The sequence below is a fragment of the Cyclonatronum proteinivorum genome, assembly GCF_003353065.1.
GTDB lineage: Bacteria > Bacteroidota > Rhodothermia > Balneolales > Cyclonatronaceae > Cyclonatronum > Cyclonatronum proteinivorum.
This window is the reverse complement of sequence record NZ_CP027806.1, coordinates 2685846-2705581: the sequence shown is the minus strand read 5'-3', so window position 1 is coordinate 2705581 and position 19736 is coordinate 2685846. Positions and strand designations below refer to the sequence as shown.

8 protein-coding genes are annotated in these 19736 nt (G+C 50.5%); 6 read left to right on the top strand and 2 right to left on the bottom strand.

Going from position 1 to position 19736, the window contains the following annotated elements:
• The first annotated feature begins 430 nt into the window (after positions 1-430).
• The 5 genes from CYPRO_RS10305 to CYPRO_RS10285 all read left to right on the top strand — a co-directional run bounded on the left by CYPRO_RS10305 (position 431) and on the right by CYPRO_RS10285 (position 13769).
• On the top strand, positions 431-2515 hold the full coding sequence (locus CYPRO_RS10305) for a SusE domain-containing protein (RefSeq protein ID WP_164682699.1): 2085 nt from the start codon (positions 431-433) through the stop codon (positions 2513-2515).
• A gap of 171 nt (positions 2516-2686) precedes the next feature.
• A complete protein-coding gene (locus tag CYPRO_RS10300; RefSeq protein WP_114984532.1) occupies positions 2687-9661 on the top strand; it encodes a S8 family serine peptidase in 6975 nt (2324 codons plus the stop codon).
• A gap of 423 nt (positions 9662-10084) precedes the next feature.
• The gene (locus CYPRO_RS10295; RefSeq protein ID WP_114984531.1) at positions 10085-10918 is read left to right on the top strand and encodes an SDR family oxidoreductase; all 834 of its coding nucleotides are present in this window, start codon (positions 10085-10087) and stop codon (positions 10916-10918) included.
• Between the two features lie 276 nt (positions 10919-11194).
• A complete protein-coding gene (locus CYPRO_RS10290; protein WP_114984530.1) occupies positions 11195-12724 on the top strand; it encodes a M48 family metalloprotease in 1530 nt (509 codons plus the stop codon).
• A 79-nt stretch (positions 12725-12803) separates the two neighbouring features.
• A complete protein-coding gene (locus CYPRO_RS10285) occupies positions 12804-13769 on the top strand; it encodes an ATP-grasp domain-containing protein (RefSeq protein ID WP_240644730.1) in 966 nt (321 codons plus the stop codon).
• A gap of 52 nt (positions 13770-13821) precedes the next feature.
• On the opposite strand, the gene CYPRO_RS10280 is transcribed toward CYPRO_RS10285, so the two are convergent.
• Positions 13822-15993 carry a PAS domain-containing protein gene (locus CYPRO_RS10280; protein ID WP_114984529.1) on the bottom strand — a complete coding sequence of 724 codons (2172 nt, stop codon included), beginning with the start codon at positions 15991-15993 and terminating at the stop codon, positions 13822-13824.
• 248 nt (positions 15994-16241) lie between these two features.
• Positions 16242-17240: a type I glyceraldehyde-3-phosphate dehydrogenase gene (gene gap, locus CYPRO_RS10275; protein ID WP_114984528.1), complete on the bottom strand. Its 999-nt coding sequence runs from the start codon at positions 17238-17240 to the stop codon at positions 16242-16244.
• A 318-nt stretch (positions 17241-17558) separates the two neighbouring features.
• Here gap and CYPRO_RS10270 point away from each other — a divergent pair, with 318 nt between their 5' ends.
• Complete coding sequence (locus CYPRO_RS10270; RefSeq protein WP_164682697.1) at positions 17559-19703, top strand: TonB-dependent receptor family protein; 2145 nt, start codon at positions 17559-17561, stop codon at positions 19701-19703.
• Positions 19704-19736 lie beyond the last annotated feature (33 nt).

Below are 19736 nucleotides of genomic sequence, written 5' to 3'. Positions count from 1 at the left end.
GCGGTATTGATGGGAGGCCTCAGTTTAGGTTGAATTTAAGTATAGCGGGTATCTAATCATACTTTTACATGCAGAAGTCCCGGTTTCATCGAACTCTTCAATTTTCCCTGGCCGCAATCAGATGATTTCTGTCTGCAATTAATAATTCTGAAACGGATGCAACATAAACGGGTCGCAGTAAACCGGTATAAAGCATTACGAAATATTTGAATAACAGTATTTGATTATTAGGGTTGGTATATATATTTTAACACTTAATGGGATAAACATGTTGATTTCAGTAGCGAATCATGCCCATAATTTACGTCCTGACCTCATTATTGAGCAGGCGTTTAACTCAGGCGCATTACAACCATCATTAAAACACGTGGTGTTATATATGACGAAATCAGGTATGATACGGGGGGCTATGTGTATACTTTTATTATGCTTGCCAGCCCAATTAATAGCGCAGCAAAACGGTAGTTTACAATCCGTTGATTTTGAGATTCCCTTTGTGACCGCTGATGCAGCGGGCAATGGCGTAAACCTCACAATTGGTACAGCTTTTGATGCCACCACCGGATACGATCCGCAATATGACCTGTATGCTCCCCCACCGGGGCCGGCGGGCACCTTTGACGGTCGCATCAGTTTTGAAGATGAGGACTACTTTACGTTCTTTCAGCCAACAACAGATGAAGAGACGGTTTGGCCGATGCAGGTACGTCCGTCATCCGGCAACAGCCCGGTCACACTCAGCTGGAACACAGCGGACTTTCCGGAAGAAGGACAGGTGCTGCTTACCCTTTCGGGTGGTGAGATCATAGATTTGAGAGAGCAGTCCGAATTTGTCTTTGAAGGTACCGGATTTTCCTTTTTTACAGTGACTTACCGTATTGTTGAAGAGGAGCCGGCACCGGGGCCTTTTAACCTGCTCACTCCGGCTGATGGCACAGAGCTGGTGACGATTCCGGAGAGTGATGATATCGTAGAAATAAACTGGGAAACATCTGAAAATGCGGAAACCTATACCTGGCTGTTGATTGCCGCGGACGGCAATTTCGACGAGCCGCTGCTGAGTGAGACAACGGAAGAAAACGGTCTCATTTTTACAAGCGGTGCTCTGGATGCCATTCTTGAAGCCCTCAGTATTGAGCCGGGTGAAAGTGCCGCGCTGCAATGGACGGTTTTTGCGCAGAACGGTGATGAAGTGACTGAAGCCGCTAACGGGCCTTTTGATCTTACGCTGATTCGCGGCATAGCGGATGTTTCGGTTGATCCGGCTTCGCTGAGTTTTGAAGTAAGTGAGTTTTCATCCGATACCCAACTGCTGACACTGAGCAACACGGGTCAGCTTGATGCTACGCTTTCCGTTAGCGCGGAAGCTGAAGATGCGGGAAGCTGGCTTTCAGCATCGGAAATACAGGTAACGGTACCTGCTGGAGGTGAGGCCTCCGTGAGCATAACTGCTGATGCTGCTGCAGGCAACCTTGAGCCGGGAGCCTATACGGGTATCGTGAGTTTTACAGGCAGCGACACGGACCTTACTGTTTGGGTTGCGCTTAGCGTGATGGCTTTGCCACTGGGTGATTTTGATTTGCTCACTCCCCCCGACGGCACTGCGCTGGTGACGATCCCGGAAAGTGATGATGCGGTAGAAATTAGCTGGGAAGCTTCTGAAAATGCGGAAACCTATACCTGGCTGCTGATTGCCGCGGGCGGTAGTTTCGATGATCCGCTGCTGAGTGAGATAACAGAAGAAACAAGTCTCGTTTTTACAAGCGGCGGCCTCGATGCCATTCTTGAAGGTCTGAGTATTGAGCAGGGTGAAAGTGTAGCGCTGCAATGGACGGTTTTTGCGCAGCGGGGCGATCAAACCAATGCTGCCGCCAACGGGCCTTACGATTTTACATTAGAGCGTGCTGCAGCGGCTATTGAGGTTAGTCCGGCTGAACTTTCTTTTGAAATTGAAGAAGGAGACACCGGCGAAGCCGAAGTTACCATTACGAATACGGGGGAATTAACCCTTGCCGGTGAAATAAGCATAGCTGATGCTATAGGGTGGATCAGCCTGTCTGAAACGACATTCAGCTTGTCAGCCGGGGAAACACTCACATTCGAAGTACTGATCTCAACTGAGGATCTGACACCAGGATTATATGACGGTCAGGTGCTGATTACTTCCAACGCAGCAAGCGAGCCGGAAGTCACCATCAGTGTGGCGCTTGAAGTCACGCCGGGTACAGCCTTGTCACCAGATGAAGTGCCGCTCTTCTTTGATTTATCTCAGAACTATCCCAACCCTTTTAATCCGGTCACACAAATCGCGTACGCCCTGCCTGAGGCTGCGGAAGTCCGTCTTGAGGTCTTCAATCTGACCGGTCAGCGGGTTGCGCTGCTTGTGGAAGGGATTCAAAATGCCGGTTATTACACGGTAAGTTTCGATGCAGCCCGCCTGTCGAGCGGTGTGTATTTGTACCGTCTGCAGGCTGGCAGCTTTGTGCAAACGCGCAAAATGACGCTTGTTAAATAGCTCAGACGCATAATTGAGCGTGAACATTCTGAAAAATCAGCGGTCTTGCAGACCCTGTTTAAGGTCGCTTCCGCTGATTTACTTTTCCTGAAATACATATTAACCCCCAAACAATTAAGAGGCGGACAGTAAATACAAAAACCTTCTTACACCAACCCAAATTTCAGAATCATGAAAACACTATCGACTACTTTTACCAGGCTTTTATGTTTGTCATTTGTGATGTTGCTCTTTTTTCCGGCTTCAAATCAAATGAACCTGATAGGCCAATCTGCCGGCTATTCGTCCGAACAGTATGCCTCTGTTGAAACAGCTTACATCACCGGTATCGGTGAAATTGAATACTTTCGTAATGAGCTTGTTGTTGAGTTTACTTCGGGCCTGCTCGCAGCGGAAGCGGAACTACTGCATCAACAGCTTGGGGTTACACAGATTACGGAGCTTGAGCTGATTAATGCACAGTTATGGCGTTTCGAAAACGGAACGGTTCAGCAGGCACTTGATATGCTTAACGGCAGATCAGATGTGGTATATGCTGAACCCAACTTTGTATACCGCATACCTGATTTTGTTATTGAAGATGAAAATCCTCTTGAAAGCCTTCAGAGTACGGTTCCAAATGATCCCTTTTTCACTTCGCTATGGGGCTTGAATAATACGGGACAGAATGGTGGTACACCTGGTGCTGATATTTCGGCATTAGAGGCATGGGCAGTTACTAAGGGATCGCCGGAAGTGATTGTGGCTGTGTTTGATTCGGGAATCCGTAGTACCCATCCTGATCTTGTGGATAATCTCTGGTTTGATGAAAACGGTAACCCCGGTGCCAGCTTTTTGGGAGACACTCCGGAAGATCTGAACGGGCACGGCACTCACGTTGCCGGTACAATAGGCGCTGTAGGGAATAACAATGAGGGAATAACCGGTGTGAATTGGGATGTAACGCTCATGAACATCAAAATTTGCGGTTTAAACGGCAGCCCAACCTGTAATGGTGCGGCTATTGTTCAGGGGCTCCAATATGCTATTGAAAACGGGGCACAAATATCCAATCACAGTTGGGGCGGTCCGGGCTTTTCACAGGCCGCGTTCAATGCAATTGAGGCAGCTGGTCAGGCCGGTCATTTTGTTATAGCTGCGGCAGGTAACAACGGCAGCAATAATGATAATCAGAATTTTTATCCTGCAGGTTATGATTTGCCGAATGTTATGGCAGTTGCCAGTTCTGACCGCAATGATTTGCGTAGCAGTTTTTCAAACTTTGGTGCCAATACCGTTCACGTTGCCGCACCGGGTTCGGCTATTTTGAGTACCTATATTAATCAGGAAGGATATGCGATTCTTTCAGGTACGTCTATGGCAAGTCCGCATGCGGCAGGGCTTGCAGCTTTGCTTAAAGCTGAAAACCCGGATGCCAGCCCTTCTGAATTACGCACACTTATTATGGATGGTGTAGATCCTGTTCCGGCTTTCCAGAATATCACAATTGCAGGTGGTCGAATCAATGCCTTTAACAGCCTCGGGCTGCTGGGGGATTTACCGGTCGCTGTATTAAATCCGCAAAGTTTTCAGGAGTTTCTTGAGCCGGGCGAAAGCACAACCGTGCAGCTTACTATTGCTAACGAAGGAGAGGCTGATCTCACCTATGTATTCCCTGATTTTGTGATGGGTCGAATCCTTGATGGAACTGACACGCGTTTTGAAGCGACGCGGCAACAAGCAATTACGCACGTTCAGTCGGCATTTGAAAACTCTGATGAAGCCCGTCAGGCAACGGCTGAGCGCTTGTCTGGTACTATGACGGGAGAGACAAGGTCAGATACCGAAATATTTCGACGGACAGATGGTAATCCCGAAGTCAATCAGGGCGTCTTTCCGATAGAGTTTGATGGCCTAACCTTAAGCGGAGGTGAATTCATTACCGTGAGCGGTGATCTCAATGGTGAACTTACAGCTGTTGCCGCAGATTTTGTTATTGAAGCAGAACAAGGTGGCACATGGGCAAGTGATTTTGGGGTATTGTTCACAACCGTTGAGCTTGAAACAGGCGCTGTTATTGATCCGTCAACTGTACTGCTTCAGGTAGGTGGCCTAACGAATTACGGGCCTTCAGGCTCGCGAATTGCATGGGGGGTTGGTAGCAGCGGATCTCCGGGCACACCTGTAAATACGACGATCAATATCCCGACGCCTCTTGATATGTCCGGTGTATTTGTCTCAATAGGCCATGCATGGGCCCCCGGCGGTGCAAGTACATGGAGCGGGCTTATAGAACTTGTAGGCGCAGAAGAAGGGGAAAGTTTTATCACGGATGTATCCCCAACCTCGGGTACCGTTTCCCCAAATGGCTCCCAAAGCATATCCGTTACGCTTGATGCAAGTGAGTTGACCGACGGTGTCTACACCCGTTCCCTGAGAGTGCAAACCAACGACCCGTTTAATCAGCAGTTTTCCGTACCAGTAGAGCTAACGGTAGCCGGTGAGCCCGGAGAGCTGGTTTTCGAGCCCGGGAATATTTCACTGGAACTGATGCAGGGTGAAAATGGTGCATTTAACTTTGCTATAGGCAATCAGGGCGGAGGGGCCTTAGATTTCAGCATAACAGGCGGTCTCACGGGCTTAAACCGTACGCTTACCCCCGTAAGGAATACTACAGCTGTAGTGCCTGTTGGGCAGACTTACCCAAATCAGGATACATCTTCGCAGCATGTGTTTCAGACGACAGCAGATGAAGGTTCTTTTCCGTCTGTTAACACGTCATTCGACGAATCGGATACGTATCCGGCACGAAGCGTTCTGAACAACGAAGTTATTCTTACACACTCTCTTTCTCAGGAGATTGCAAATGCAACCGGGGTGCGTTGCGGTGGTAGTGGTACAACAGCTGATAACAGTTTTCTGCGTACCTATACCCTCACAGATTTCGATGTGAACGATGATTTCAGCGTAACAGCTGTTCAATTCGGAGTTGAGTCGGTTGTAGGCCCGGCTCTGCCTGTTGAAGTGCGTGTTTACCTTCTTGAAGGTGATTTTACCTTCTCAAATATGACGCTTATTGGTACAGGGAGCGCAAATATTAATAGCAATCAAGACCTGTCAGTGGTTACAATCCCGGTCGAAGCAGAAGTGCCCGCCGGATCTACGATTGTCGTCGAGGCTTTCATTTCAGACTCAGATACTTCGGATTTATTTCCCGGCGCCAACAGTCTGGGCGAGACAGCTCCTTCCTATATTGCCTCGCACGCATGTGGTATACCCGAACCGATTACCTACGCTTCCATTGGATTCTCCGATGTACACCTCGTACTTAATGTAGTAGGGGAGAGCGGTGAAGCGCTGTTTGTTTTCGAACCTGACAGTGGAACTTTGGCTGCCGGCGAATTTGGAGAAGTTGCGGTCACAGCGAATACCTCTGGCTTAAGTGCAGGTAATTATACTGCTGAAATTGCAATCGCAACAAACTCACCCCTTACTCCGCTCGGAATCATACCTGTCGATATTGAAATCGACGGTGATGGTGTTGAGCTGCCTGCTATATCAGTAGAACCCGGCAGCCTCAACTTTGCCGTACAAACAGGCGACAGCAGTTCGCAAACGATGACGGTGACGAATACCGGAACGGGTACTCTGGAAGTTGACCTTTCAGCAACTTTCGGCAGTGCAAGGGCTTTCGATGAAAGAGGAAACCTGATTGCAGCAGCGCAGGATGCCAATAAGGGGCGGAATACAGCAAACGAAACGCATAACGGGTTAACGGCAGAAAGTACATTAGCCGATGTGCTGATGAGCGAGGTGTTGTCGGTTGCTCCAAATATACTGAGCTTATCTGCCGGACAGTCTGCTACCGTTACCGTTAGTCTCGATGCCTCAGCACTCTCTCCGGGAAGTTACGCTGGCAGCGTTTCCCTAAGCTCGAATGCCGTTAACAACCCAAACCTAAACATACCTGTTTCTGTAGCTGTAAGCCCCGTTGGTGAACAGGTTGTGCTGTGGCAGCAAAACCGTGCTGAAACAGGCGGAATTGTAACCGGTACATTCGAGGGCCTTGGTACTGCAACCTATAGTGCTGATGATTTTGAAATCAGCCAAACTGCTGCGTTAACCAGTATATCAACGCTGGGCTTTCAGAATGACCAGACATTTTTGGATGGCATTTTACTGGGCTATCAGGTTTATATTTTTGCTGATGCGGACGGATCGCCCGCTGGCGAACCTTATGACACGGGCAGTTGGGTACATGCCATTGAAGTAGATGCAGATGATCCCCGTCTTTCAGTAAGTCAGGAGGGCAATCTTTACACCCTAACCTTAGATGTTTCTTCTTTCGGCTGGGTGCTTAACCCGGGCCGCTATTGGCTGTCAGTAGCACCAGTACAAAACCTTCCATCCCTCGATGGCGCAGCTCGCTGGAACTGGGCACAGGGAGAGCAGAACTTTGGTGAACCTGTACTTATTGACCCTGATGATAATTTCGGCATAGGGCTTTTCGATTGGACCCCACTATCAACTATTGGTTTAGACTGGAATCCTGCCGGACTTACCTTTACAATTTTGGGAATTCCCGGCTCTGATACCGATAACCCCTCCATTGCTGTTCAGCCCGGTAACCTCAACTTTGCCGTGCAAACAGGGGACAGCAGTTCGCAAACGATGACCGTGACGAATACCGGCAGCGGCACACTGGAAGTTGAGTTGTCTTCGGCTTTTGGAAGTGCGCGCGCTTTCGATAAAACGGGCAATCTGATCGCAGCATCCGGACCATTATCGCAGGACACGAATACCATTTCAGGTGCCCGTGATCATCAGCTTACAGCTGCGTATTCAGGTGCTGTTGGTTTAATGAGTGATATCCTCTCGGTAGCACCTTCTGCGTTGAGCCTTTCGGCAGGTCAGTCTGCTACGGTTACAGTCAGTCTTGATGCTTCCTCGCTTGCACCCGGCAGTTACGGGGGCAGCATATTGCTCAGCTCAAATGCAGCAAATAACCCGGAGCTTAGCGTAGCTGTTTCGGTTTCGGTAAGTCCGGAAGGAGAAGCAGTTGTGCTTTGGGATCAATCCGGGGATACTATTACAAATGGTGCTTTGAGTATCTATGACCTTGACGAGCCGGAGGTATGGGCCGTTGAAGCTGCAGATGACTTCCTTGTTCCCGATGGTCAGGTATGGGCTGTTACAGCAGTTGAAGCGCTTGGTTTTTACGCTGATTTAATTAATCAGCCACTTTTTGCCAACGTTTTCTTCTACACCGATGCGTCTGGTCGTCCTGCCGACGAGCCTTCGTTTGGATTTTTCGAAGCGGAGGTAACTTCCTCAGCGGATGGCATCATCTTTATAGAATTGCCTGAAGCCGCCGTGCTTGATGCAGGAACCTGGTGGGTATCTGTTGCCCCGCACATGGATTACTTCGCTGACGGCCGCTGGTTCTGGTTGGGTAACTCTTCTTCTAACGGCGGAGAATTCCATTGGCGAAATCCCGGTGGTGGTTATGGTGACAACACCTCATGGACGCCACAGTCTGTTGCTTTCCCGGATTTCACCGTTCAGGATCTTGCCTTCAGGGTTTTCGGTACAAGCGACAGCGATGACGATCCCGCACCCGGTGATCCTGATTTCGTAACTCCGGTGTCCGTTTCAGATACAGCTGATAACTCGGTAATCCTCACCTTTGGTACTGCCGCAGATGCGACCCCTGGCTTTGATCCTCAGTACGATTTGTTCGCCCCGCCTCCGGGACCGGCAGGTACCTTCGATGCCCGCATCAGCTTTGATGATGATGACTATTTTACCTTCTTTCAGCCTACTACGACCGAACAGACGGTATGGCCGGTGCTGGTACGTCCATCAGCGGGCAATGCGCCTGTCACCCTCAGCTGGGACCCCTCAACGCTGGCGGAAGAAGGTATCTTCCACCTCAGCGGTAATGGAATCAGCGTGGATATGCGACAGGAAAACAGCGTTGTAGTGCCCGGTACAGGTTTTCAGTCCCTGACGGTTACCCACAGTCTGAGCGCTGAAACAGAAGTAACCTACCTTGCAGGTTGGAATCTCGTGGGTATGGCCTATGACATGCCGCACGACGCCTACGGGGAAATTTTTACTGGTTCTATTGCCAATACCCTGTTCGGTTTCGACGGCAGCTACACACAGCGGGAGACCCTGAACATGGGTGAAGGGTACTGGCTGCGCTTTGAAGACGCATCAACCGTACCGTTTACAGGCATGCCGCAGCCGATGGCTGAAATTGAACTGCAGGAAAGCTGGAACCTGATTTCCGGCCATGCCGGTTGTGAAGGCCCCTGTGGTATAGATGACCCGAACGGAATTATTATCGCCGGTACCCTTTTCGGCTTTGACGGTTCCTACTTCCAGGCCGAAACACTTGATGCCGGTATGGGATACTGGGTACGTACCAGTGAATCGGGCAGTGTAGGTATTGGCGCACCTTCCGCAAGTTCAGTGCCTCTCGCGCTAAACCCGGAAGGGCTTGATGCTTACGCGACGCTGCAGTTCAGTACCCCGGAAGGAATCCATCGTGAGCTGCGACTCGGGGCAGATGCAGCACAGCGGCAGCACCCGATGCAGTTCAGCCTGCCGCCGGTGCCGCCTTCAGGCGCATTTGATGTCAGATTCAGTGACGACTTCTGGCTTGTTGATGAGGCTTCCGCATGGATCGCGCTTCAAAGTGCGGATCAGCCTGTTGAACTCAGCTTCACAGCCGGCCTGCACCTGCCGGACACCGGTGCAGAGCTGATTCTCATGCGCGGCAGTGAAGTTGCGGACACACAGTGGCTTGAAACGGGAGCGAGCCTTCAGCTTATGCCTGACATTACGGACATACAGGTCGCGCTATCGCTGCCGACCAGTATTCCGGATGAAACGCCGGGCCGCTTCGATCTCGCACAGAACTACCCCAACCCTTTCAACCCGACAACGCTCATCGAATACGCCCTCCCGGAAGCCTCCGAGGTTCGTCTCGAAGTCTTTAACCTCACCGGGCAGCGGGTTGCGGTACTCGTAAACGGCACCCAAAATGCCGGACATCACACGGTCAGCTTCGACGCAACCCGACTTTCGAGCGGCGTGTATATCTACCGTCTGCAGGCGGGCAGCTTCGTGCAAACCCGCAAAATGATGCTGGTGAAATAACTCTTATAACACACTTAGACCCGTAACAGGTCTCTGCCTTCAAACCCGCCGTGGGAATTGGTTTCTCACGGCGGGATTTTTTTTGGGGGAAAACGCCGTGAACATCAATGTTTTAGGGTAAGATCAGGAAACCCCAAACCTAAGATGGGTCACTTGCTTTTTTTTGGGGGGGGGGAAACATCCACAGAAAACACAACCCGCTGAAACGTAAGCTTTGGGTCTGCCTCACAGTACAGTACAGTACAGTAAAGTGCACTGCGTTGTGTTTATTGGCATTGCACAATCTTTTGAGAGCCGCTGAATGGCATGACATGGCTTCCATTCACATGAGCGCAACGGAGCGATGAATCCGCTTGTCCTGAATGCGGAACATCAATACTTTAAAAAAACACCCTACACACTTACTTAATATGCGGAAACTTTATGGAACAGGGCGGAAATGGGAAACAGAAGGGTAAGCGTAAGTCATTGCGGGATTCGGTTGTCTGGATCACAGGCGCTTCATCGGGCATTGGGGAAGCGATGGCGTATGATTTCAGCCGGATGGGGGCGCGGATTATTCTTTCAGCGCGACGTACGGACGAACTTGAGCGGGTGAAGCGTAACTGCGAAGGCCCGGAAGAAAATATCAGGATTATCCCGCTTGATTTATCCGAGACAGATAGTCTGACCGGGAAAGCAAGTGAAGCCATCGCATGTTGGGGGGAGGTCGATGTGCTGCTCAATAATGGGGGGATGAGTCAGCGCGCACTTGCAGCGGAGGCAGAGATGCCCGTGATCCGCCGTATTATGGAAGTCAACTTCTTTGGCACCATTGCGCTCACACAGGCCATTTTGCCGCATTTCATCGCCCGTAAATCCGGCTATGTGATTGTCATCAGTAGCGTGATGGGGAAAATCGGGACAAAATACCGTTCGACCTATGCCGCTTCAAAACACGCGCTGCAGGGCTGGTACGACTGCCTGCGACAGGAGATGTATGAGCACGATGTTGATGTAAGCCTGGTGTGTCCCGGTTTTGTAAAGACGAGTATCACCCTGAATTCCCTTACTGCCGACGGAAAAACCTATGCGCGCATGGGAGATGGTCAGAGCAAGGCGATGAGCGCCGAAACCTTCAGCCGCAAACTGATTCCGAAACTTGAAAAGCGGAAAGCCGAGATATTTATTGGAGGTCCGGAGATTGCAACAGTTTGGCTCAAGCGCCTGAGTCCCGCACTGCTGAATGCTGTGCTAAAACGGGCAAAAGTGACCTGATTGAGAAGGTCAACTGGTAAGTCTTTCCTGCACTTTTCCCTAAACAGATCAGCTAAGCTTTCAAAAAAACAGAAAAAACGATTAAGTGCTGGTGATTGCTTTGGTTCCTTCGACCTTCATTTCTGAAAAGAAATGGGGTGAACAGCCGACGGACTTTCAGAGGGGTACCGATAATTTGTATTTTAGCACTTTGCGACCATCTGATTTGGCTGTCGGCTAATATTTCAAGACTGGTCCATGCTATTCAATTTCATCCTATTTCAACAGATTACATTTATGCGCGCTCCAACATACCCAATTCACCGCACAGGCTTTTCCATGCGCGGACTTTTCTCTGTGGTTTTACTTGTTTTTCTGCTTTGGCAGACCGGCTGTGTGGCGCTGGAACAAAATCCGGTTTCGGGTACAACCCGTGCTTTCGCCTTCACCTGGGAACAGGAAATTCAGATTGGCCGCGAAGCCGATCAGGATATTGTTGCTGAGTTTGGGATTTATGAGAACGAGGAGCTTGAAGCCTATATCGTTGAGCTTTCCGAACTCATTCTGGCAGAAAGTCACCTGCGCCGACCGGAGGCTTCCGCGCAGTTCCGCAACACGGAATTTACCTTCCGCCTGCTTGATAGTGATGTGGTGAACGCCTTTGCGCTTCCCGGGGGCTTTGTGTACTTCACAAGAGGGCTGCTTTCGCACATGAATAATGAAGCGCAGCTTTCGGTTGTGATCGGTCATGAAATCGGGCACGTTGCGGCCCGGCATGCTTCTCAGCGGATGCTGCAACAGCAAATTGGTCAGCTTGTTCTGGTTGGCGGCGCGTTTGCCGGGCAGGAAATTTTCGGCGTAGATGCGGAAAGTATTATGAATCTCGGTGGCACAGCGGCGCAACTGCTTTTTCTGAGTCACAGCCGAGATCATGAACGGGAAAGCGATCGACTTGGGGTGGAATACGCTGCCCGTGCCGGATTCGATGCTTCCGAGGGCGCCGCTTTTTTCCGCTCTCTGCAGCGGCTCAGCGCGCAGCACGGGGGCGGCATTCCGAACTTTATGTCTTCTCACCCCGATCCGGGTCAGCGGGAACAGAGCATGCACACGCTTTCGCAGCAATGGCGCGATCAGGGTTTTGAACAAACCCGCCGAAATGAGCGTCGTTTTATGGAGATGATCGACGGCATGACGATTGGCGAAAACCCACGCAACGGCTTTGTCAGGGATGCCATGTACTTTCATCCGGAACTTGCCTTTCAGTATCCGGTACCATCCGGCTGGTCGGTGCAGAATATGCCGACACAGGTGGTGATGTTCGATAACGATCAGCAAGCCATCAGTATCTTTACGATTGAACAGGATGCTTCCAATGCACGTGCGGCGGTTGACCGCTTTACCAATCAGGAGGGAATCACCGTTGAATCTTCCGGTACGCAAAACGTGGGTAATATTCGCGGTTACCGGGCCATAGCAACCGCGACTACGCAGGATGGCACAGCGCTTCGGCTTATGGTACAGGGACTTGAGCACAACGGGCAGGTGTACCGCTTTCTCAACTATGCGCCTGCTGAGCGCTATGAAGGCTTTCAGTCGGCTTTTTCACAAATTGTGAGTGGCTTCCAAACGCTTACGGATGAATCTATTCTGAATATTCAGCCTGCCCGTCTGCAGGTCGTTTCGGCGGACCGCGTTGGCCCGTTCAGTAGTTTTCTGCCGGATCAGCTGCCGCCCGGTTTCACCGCGGAAAGCTTCGCCATCATGAATCAGGTGGAGCTCGATGAAACCATAACCCGCGGACAGCGCCTTAAACTGCCGCGTCCCTGAAGGCTTTAATCTGCCCGATACCCCGTTCAGGCCGTGAACCCATCCATCGATAAAACCAAACCAAACCAAACCAAAAAACTTGACTGAACAGAAACCCGGCGCTTTTTTAGCGGACGTAGCGCTGCTGACTGAGCACCGATACGAGGCTGCTGAAGCTGCTCCCGACGACTGGTATCTTGGAAATATGCTGCGGGATGATGCCCTTTTGCAGGCAGCGTTGCAGAAACGCGGACTCTCCGCTGTACGCATTGACTGGGCAAGGAAGGATGTGGACTGGCGACAATTCCGATGCGCCGTTTTCCGCACGACCTGGGACTACTACGAACGTTCAGCTGAGTTTTCTGACTGGCTGGATCGGGTGAAGCACGAAACGCTGCTGATTAATCCGGCGGAGATGATTCGCTGGAACATGGACAAACACTATCTCGCGGATTTGGACGCAAAAGGTGTGAATATCGTGCCTTCCGTATTCATGGAAGCGGGGAGTCAGGCTGACAAGCTGGTAAGCTTAATGCAGGAAAACGGCTGGTCTAAAGCGGTGGTTAAGCCCTGTATTTCGGGCGGCGCCTGGCATACGTATCGGGTCAGCCCGGAAAATGCCGCTGCGGTGTCGCAAAAAATAGCTCCGGTGCTTCAAAAACAGGCTTTCATGCTGCAGCCTTTCATGCAGTCTATTGTAGAAAGTGGCGAGGATACGCTGATGGTGCTGAACGGCGCATACACTCACGCGGTCCGCAAGCGCGCGGCAAAAGGGGATTTCCGCGTGCAGGATGACTGGGGGGGCACGGTGGAAGCCTATACGCCTTCGCCGGCGCAAATTGAGCTCGCAGAGCGTGCTATGGCGGCGGTAACCCCCGTACCGGTTTACGGGCGTGCCGATATGGTGCGCGACGGGGAAGGAAACTGGGCCATTATGGAGCTGGAGTTGTTAGAACCGGAACTCTGGATTCGCTATCACGAACCTTCGGCGGAGCCTTTTGCGGATGGCATTGTAAACGCGCTGCATGCTTTTGAATCGGGCAGGACCGTAAAGCCGGCCTTTTGAGGGCGTAAGCCCGGAAAGTTTGTTGGATGCAAGTACCATTTGCAATCAGCATTTACTCCTTACGGGTTTTTTCCTGTTTACTGACCTTAAACTCGACTTCATTGGATTTTTGGACGATTTTTTTGATCATCTCATCAAGTTCCGTTGTGCTTTGAATCAGGTAATCAAAAAACAGATTGCGTTGCTCATCGGGCAGGTCTGTTTCGTTTTTGAGAAGTTTTACAAGGCCGAGGACCTTTGCAACCGGCTGCCGCACGATGTGTGACTGCTCCCAGGCAATTTGCCGTAAGGTTTCGTTTTGTTTGCGAACGCGCAGCTCGTTTTCCTTTACGGGGGTAATATCAACAGCCATGCCAGTATAGCGGACAATCTCATTTTGCTCATTGTAAACCGGGTATTGCTTGGTACTAACCCAGCGTATGGATTTGTCGGGTCGAAAAATGCGAAAATCGCAGGCAAAAATGCCGCCTTTTTCGAAAGACCGGAAAGCTTTTTCGAAGCGGGGCAAATCATTTGGATGAATCGCTTCTGTAAATGAAGCGGGTTTTTCGTACAGGCTTTGCACGGAGCGGCCCCAGATGTCTTCATAAGCTTTGTTGACAAAAAGGATTTTTTCATTCCGATCATCCCGCAGCCAGACGACAAGCGGCAGGTTGATCATGATGTCCTGAAACTTGTCGTCGCTTTCTTTGAGTTGTTCAAAAGCTTCAAACCGCTGCGTAACATCTATACCCGAAGACTGATAGCTTACAGCCTTACCGTTTTCATCAAAAATTCCGGTGTCATTCCATTCCTGAACGACAAGCGTACCGTCGGGCAGCCTTGTTTTGTGGGATTGGGTAACAACCGGTGTGCCGGGGGTGATAGAAGCAATATGTTGGAGGGCTTTGGGTTTGTCTTCATCCGGAATAAAATCAATAAACTTTTTCCCTAACAATTCTTCCTTTGTCATTCCAAAAGCATCACAATATGCATCATTAACAAAGGTAAGGGTTGTGTCGGGGAGGTACCGGCAAATCATTTCCCGCTGCGTGTTGAGAATTGATTCGAGAAGCTGCCTGTTTTCGGTGAGTTCATCTTCCATCTGCTTGATGGGTGTGATATCGATATGAGACCCTATCATTCGAATTGGGGTGCCATCATCCTGCCATTGAATCACCCTTCCCGCGCAAATGACCCAAACAATGGAGCCGTCCTTGTGACGGTAGCGGACTTCGAGCGAAAACGGAACCTTCCCCTTTGAATCAACATGTTTTTCGAATTCAGCTTTAACTCTGATAAGATCTTCCGGGAGAATAAGAGCTTGCCAGGTATCGGGGTGGTTTTCGAGCTCATGGTCTTCATAGCCGAACATTTTTTTAAAGGCAGGGCTTAGATATTCGGTGTTGTCTATGAGGTTCCAGTCCCAGTAGCCGGCCAAGAGGACTTCAAATAATTCCCTCAGCACCAAATCCTGATTTCTTGCTTTCTCCCTGAGTTCATTCAGTTCGTGATTGTCCAGGCCAAGGCAAACCACTTTCTCGGGCCGGCCATGACTATCCTTGATAAGATGGAAAGACCATGTGGTGCTTACTATTTTTCCGTTTCGAAAGGGTTTGCGGAGTTCCAATGTAACCGCCTCGTCAGGACTCCGGAAAAGAGACTCCATGGCCTGATAGGTCTTTTGGTGATCACCCGGATGAATGCTGTCCATTGAAAGCTTTCCCAGGTATTTCTCAGACGGTACGTTAAAGTCCTGCTGAAAGGGCTCGTTGATATACAGATAACGTCCTTCAAGGTCCGTATGGACTTCATAAATGGTATTTAAGCTTCCCCACTGCTTCAGACGGACAGAATCAATCTGACGCTTTGTTTTTTCCTGAATTTCAGCACTCATGTCCCGCAGAAATATAGCGAAATACCCTTTTTTACTTGAAAAGGCCATGATGTCGTACCATTTCCCGAGCGGTGCCACAAACTGTTGGGTGGAATTACTGCTGCCCGTTTCTGCGACCTCAGCGTAAAATCCAATCCAGTCAAACTCTTCATCCCGCACCCCGGGAAGCATTTCCAGAAGTCTTTTTCCTACTATTTCATCCGCTGTAATGCCGGTATCTTTTTCATAGGCCTTGTTTACCAGTAAATATTCAATATCTGACGCCTTACCAGCGTCATCATAAATTATTTTGTGCCATACAAAAGGTACTGGTGCATTCATGACCAGCATTTCAAAATCAGGAGACATGCCTCAATATTGGTAATCGTAAAAAATCCGTTCTTATAGTCCAATCAAATAATCACGTTGATTGCATTCGGTTAACCGGATTAAAATAAGGAAAAGCGAACAAGTTGCTACCATAAAATAGGTACGTACAAGTGCGTATCTATGAAAACGTGCTAACAAAAAAAGGTCTCCTGCCAGGGCAGAAGACCTTTGAAGTAATAAACAACACGATTACCTAAACTGATAAACGCTTCGGTAACCGGGCTTTTTTATCCGAGTCTGGCGATAAGATCGGCGGTTCTTGCAGAGTAACCGGCTTCGTTATCGTACCAGCCAACGACTTTAACAAGGGTGCCGTCAACTTTGGTGATGGCAGAATCAAAGATTACAGAGTGCGGGTTTCCAAGGATATCCGTAGAAACAATGGGCTCATCGGTGTACTCAAGAATACCTTTAAGCGGGCCGTTAGCGGCAGCTTTGAAGGCAGCAAGCACTTCGTTGAGGGTTGTCTCTTTTTTCACAACACAGGTGAAGTCGGTCATGGAACCGTTGGCAACAGGAACGCGAACAGCGCCGCCATCGAGTTTGCCTTTGAGGTGCGGAAGCACAAGACCTACGGCCTTAGCGGCACCTGTAGTAGTGGGTACGATGTTAACGGCAGCTGCACGGGCACGACGAAGGTCGGAGTGCGGCGCATCAACGGTACCCTGATCGCCGGTGTAGGCGTGAATGGTCGTCATAAATCCTTTTTCAACACCGAAAGCTTCATCGAGTACTTTTACCATAGGGGCAAGGCAGTTGGTGGTACAGCTTGCATTCGAGTAAATATCGATGGAAGTATCAATTTCGCTGTCGTTTACGCCCAGTACTACGGTTTTTACGTCACCTTTAGCGGGTGCGGAAATAACTACTTTTTTGGCACCTGCGGTAAGGTGTTTGCCGGCAGCTTCTTTGCTGGTAAAAAACCCGGTACTTTCAACAACGGTGGTAATGCCTAAATCACCCCATGCGAGGTTCTCGGGGTTACGGTCAGCTTTAACTACAATTTTTTTGCCGTCAATTACGAGATAGCCGTCTTCGGCTTTTACTTCACCCGGGAATTTCCCGTGAACAGAGTCGTATTTGAAAAGGTGAGCCAGGGTTTTAGCGTCGGTTAAATCATTAACAGCTACCAGTTCAATTTTGTCGCTGAAGTCGCTTAAAAGAAATCGGGTTACCAAACGGCCGATTCGTCCAAAACCATTAATGCCTACTTTTATTTTACTCATCTTTATATGTTTCTTTTTTGGGTTGGTTGGTATTGCTCTGCCGGGTAATTCGTAATTGTGCTTACCGGCAGAATAAAATTTTATCTACCTAATGTACTATTAATACGTGTATTTATCAATAAAAACGAATACCGGTATATGAATTTAAGTCAGGTATTTGATATTTCTTAATGAAACCGCTTTTCTGATTTTTCAAAACCCTAACAGCTTAAGCCGGAACTATTTAATTCCGGAATTGGGTATTTTGTGCTTTAAACAATTTAGGTCAGCATGAAGTATTCAGCGCTATTCATCCGTAATATTATCTTATTCACATCCATGAGTTATTCCACTACTATTCCCTTGCCCAAAGTTTTGCCTGACGCCCTGAAGCCGGCTTTCAGGCTGACTCTTTTAATTCTTTTATTCACACTTGGAACTCTTCCCGCCTTTGTGCATGCTTCCGGTTTAACCGGTGATCTCCCTAAATCGACCGGTACAGCACTGTCCGATACCCTTCGGGTTGAGCTTGAAGATGTGCGGATCGAAGCGGCCCGACTTACCGAGACTTCAGCCGAAGCCCCGTTTGCGGTTACCGCAATCCGCATACCTGAAGAGCGCCGGCTTACGTCGCCCGGTCTCGTCCTTACCGAACCGCTCCGCGGTATTCCCGGTCTCTGGGTAAATGACCGCAATAATTTCGCCGTAGGTGAGCGCATATCCATCCGGGGGATGGGCTGGCGCGCAGCTTTTGGGGTTCGCGGCATTCATATTCTGATGGATGGTGTTCCCCTCACCATGCCCGACGGACAAAGCATTATGACGCTTATTGATCCGGCATTCATTCGCGATGTGGAAGTGGTGCGCGGACCGGTGTCTTCTTTCTGGGGCAATGCGGGCGGGGGGGCATTGCTGATGTCAACCGCAAACTTTGGAACGGAGCCCCATGTGCGGGCGCGGGTTTCCGCGGGCAGCTTCGGCTACAACAAACAGGATGTCGAAGCCGGTTTTGAAGCGGGCGGTAACCGCTACATGATTTACGGCTCGCGGCTCTGGCAGGAAGGTTTCCGCGATCACAGCCGTTTCGAAGCCTGGCGCTTCGGGGGGCACGCGGATATCACCCTCGATGCGCGTTCAAGGCTGCGCCTGACTGCCGCCGTGCTTGAATCTCCTGTGAGCGATAACCCCGGCGCCTTAACGGCCGACGAAGCATCTGATACCCCCGATCTGGCTGCGCCTAACAATCTGGCACAAAATGCCCGCAAAATTACGCGGCACGGTCAGTTCGGTGCCCGCTACCGGCTTCTCCTCGATCAGGGCGACCTCGAAGTGCAAACCTGGGGTTTGGCCCGGAAGCTGCAAAACCCGCTGGCCTTTGCCTGGATTCAGGTCGATCGCCTTGCCGGCGGACTCCGCTCAACCCTGCAGCAGGAGTATCAGGATTTCAGCTTTGGCGTCGGTTTTGACGCTTCCATTCAAAGCGACAGCCGCCGCAACTGGGTGAATGAAGCCCGCGAAGGCGGCGATCAGGGGCCGCTTACGCTCGATCAGCAGGAAGATGTGTACAGCCTTGCCGCTTTCTCAAGGGTGAAGGTCCCCTTTGGTGATTTCGCCTTTACAGCGGGACTTCGGGCCGACTGGTTTGACTTCCGGAACAACGACCGCTTTATGCAGGACGGAGACGACGCTTCCGGCAGCCGCAGTTTCGGTGCGCTGAGTCCTATGGCCGGTATCAGCTATCAGTACGGCAGCTGGTTCAGCTACCTTAACTTCACAACCGGCTTCGAAACCCCGACAACAACCGAGCTTGTCAACCGTCCGGACATGACCGGCGGCTTCAACCCCGACCTGAATCCCGAGCGAACCATTGCCCTCGAACTCGGCACCCGTGCAGGTCTCGACCGCTTTAACCTCACCCTCGATGCCGCGGTTTTCACCATGTATGTGGATGATGTCCTTCAGCCGTTTGAGGCCGAAAACGAACGCAGATACTTCCGGAATGTCGGCGCAACCCGGCACAACGGTTTCGAGATTTTCGCAGAATGGATGCCCGTTCGTCTGCTGACCTTTCAGGCCGGCTACAGCTTCAGCGATCTCACTTTTGACAGTGATGCGCTCGAACAGGCCGGTGAAGGCCTCAAAGGAAATCAGTTGCCGGGCATCCCGCGACACCGCCTGAGCGGCTTTGCAGAAGTGCGTCAGGGCGGGCTGATGATGCGCCTCGAAGGCGAATACAGCGGCAGCTACTACGTGAACAGCATCAACACCGCGGAAAATGACGCCTACGCTGTATTCAACCTCAATGCCTCTTGGATCGCGCTTCCCCTTGGCGAGCGCACGCGGGTCACACCATTCTTTCAGCTCAACAATCTTTTTGATGAGCGTTACAACGGCTCGGTCATCATCAATGGTTTCGGCGGACGCTTCTACGAACCATCCCCCGGCAGAAACTGGCAGGCCGGGATTAATGTGAGTTTCCGGTAGGTCAGGGCTCCAAAACAATTCCGAAAAGGTCGC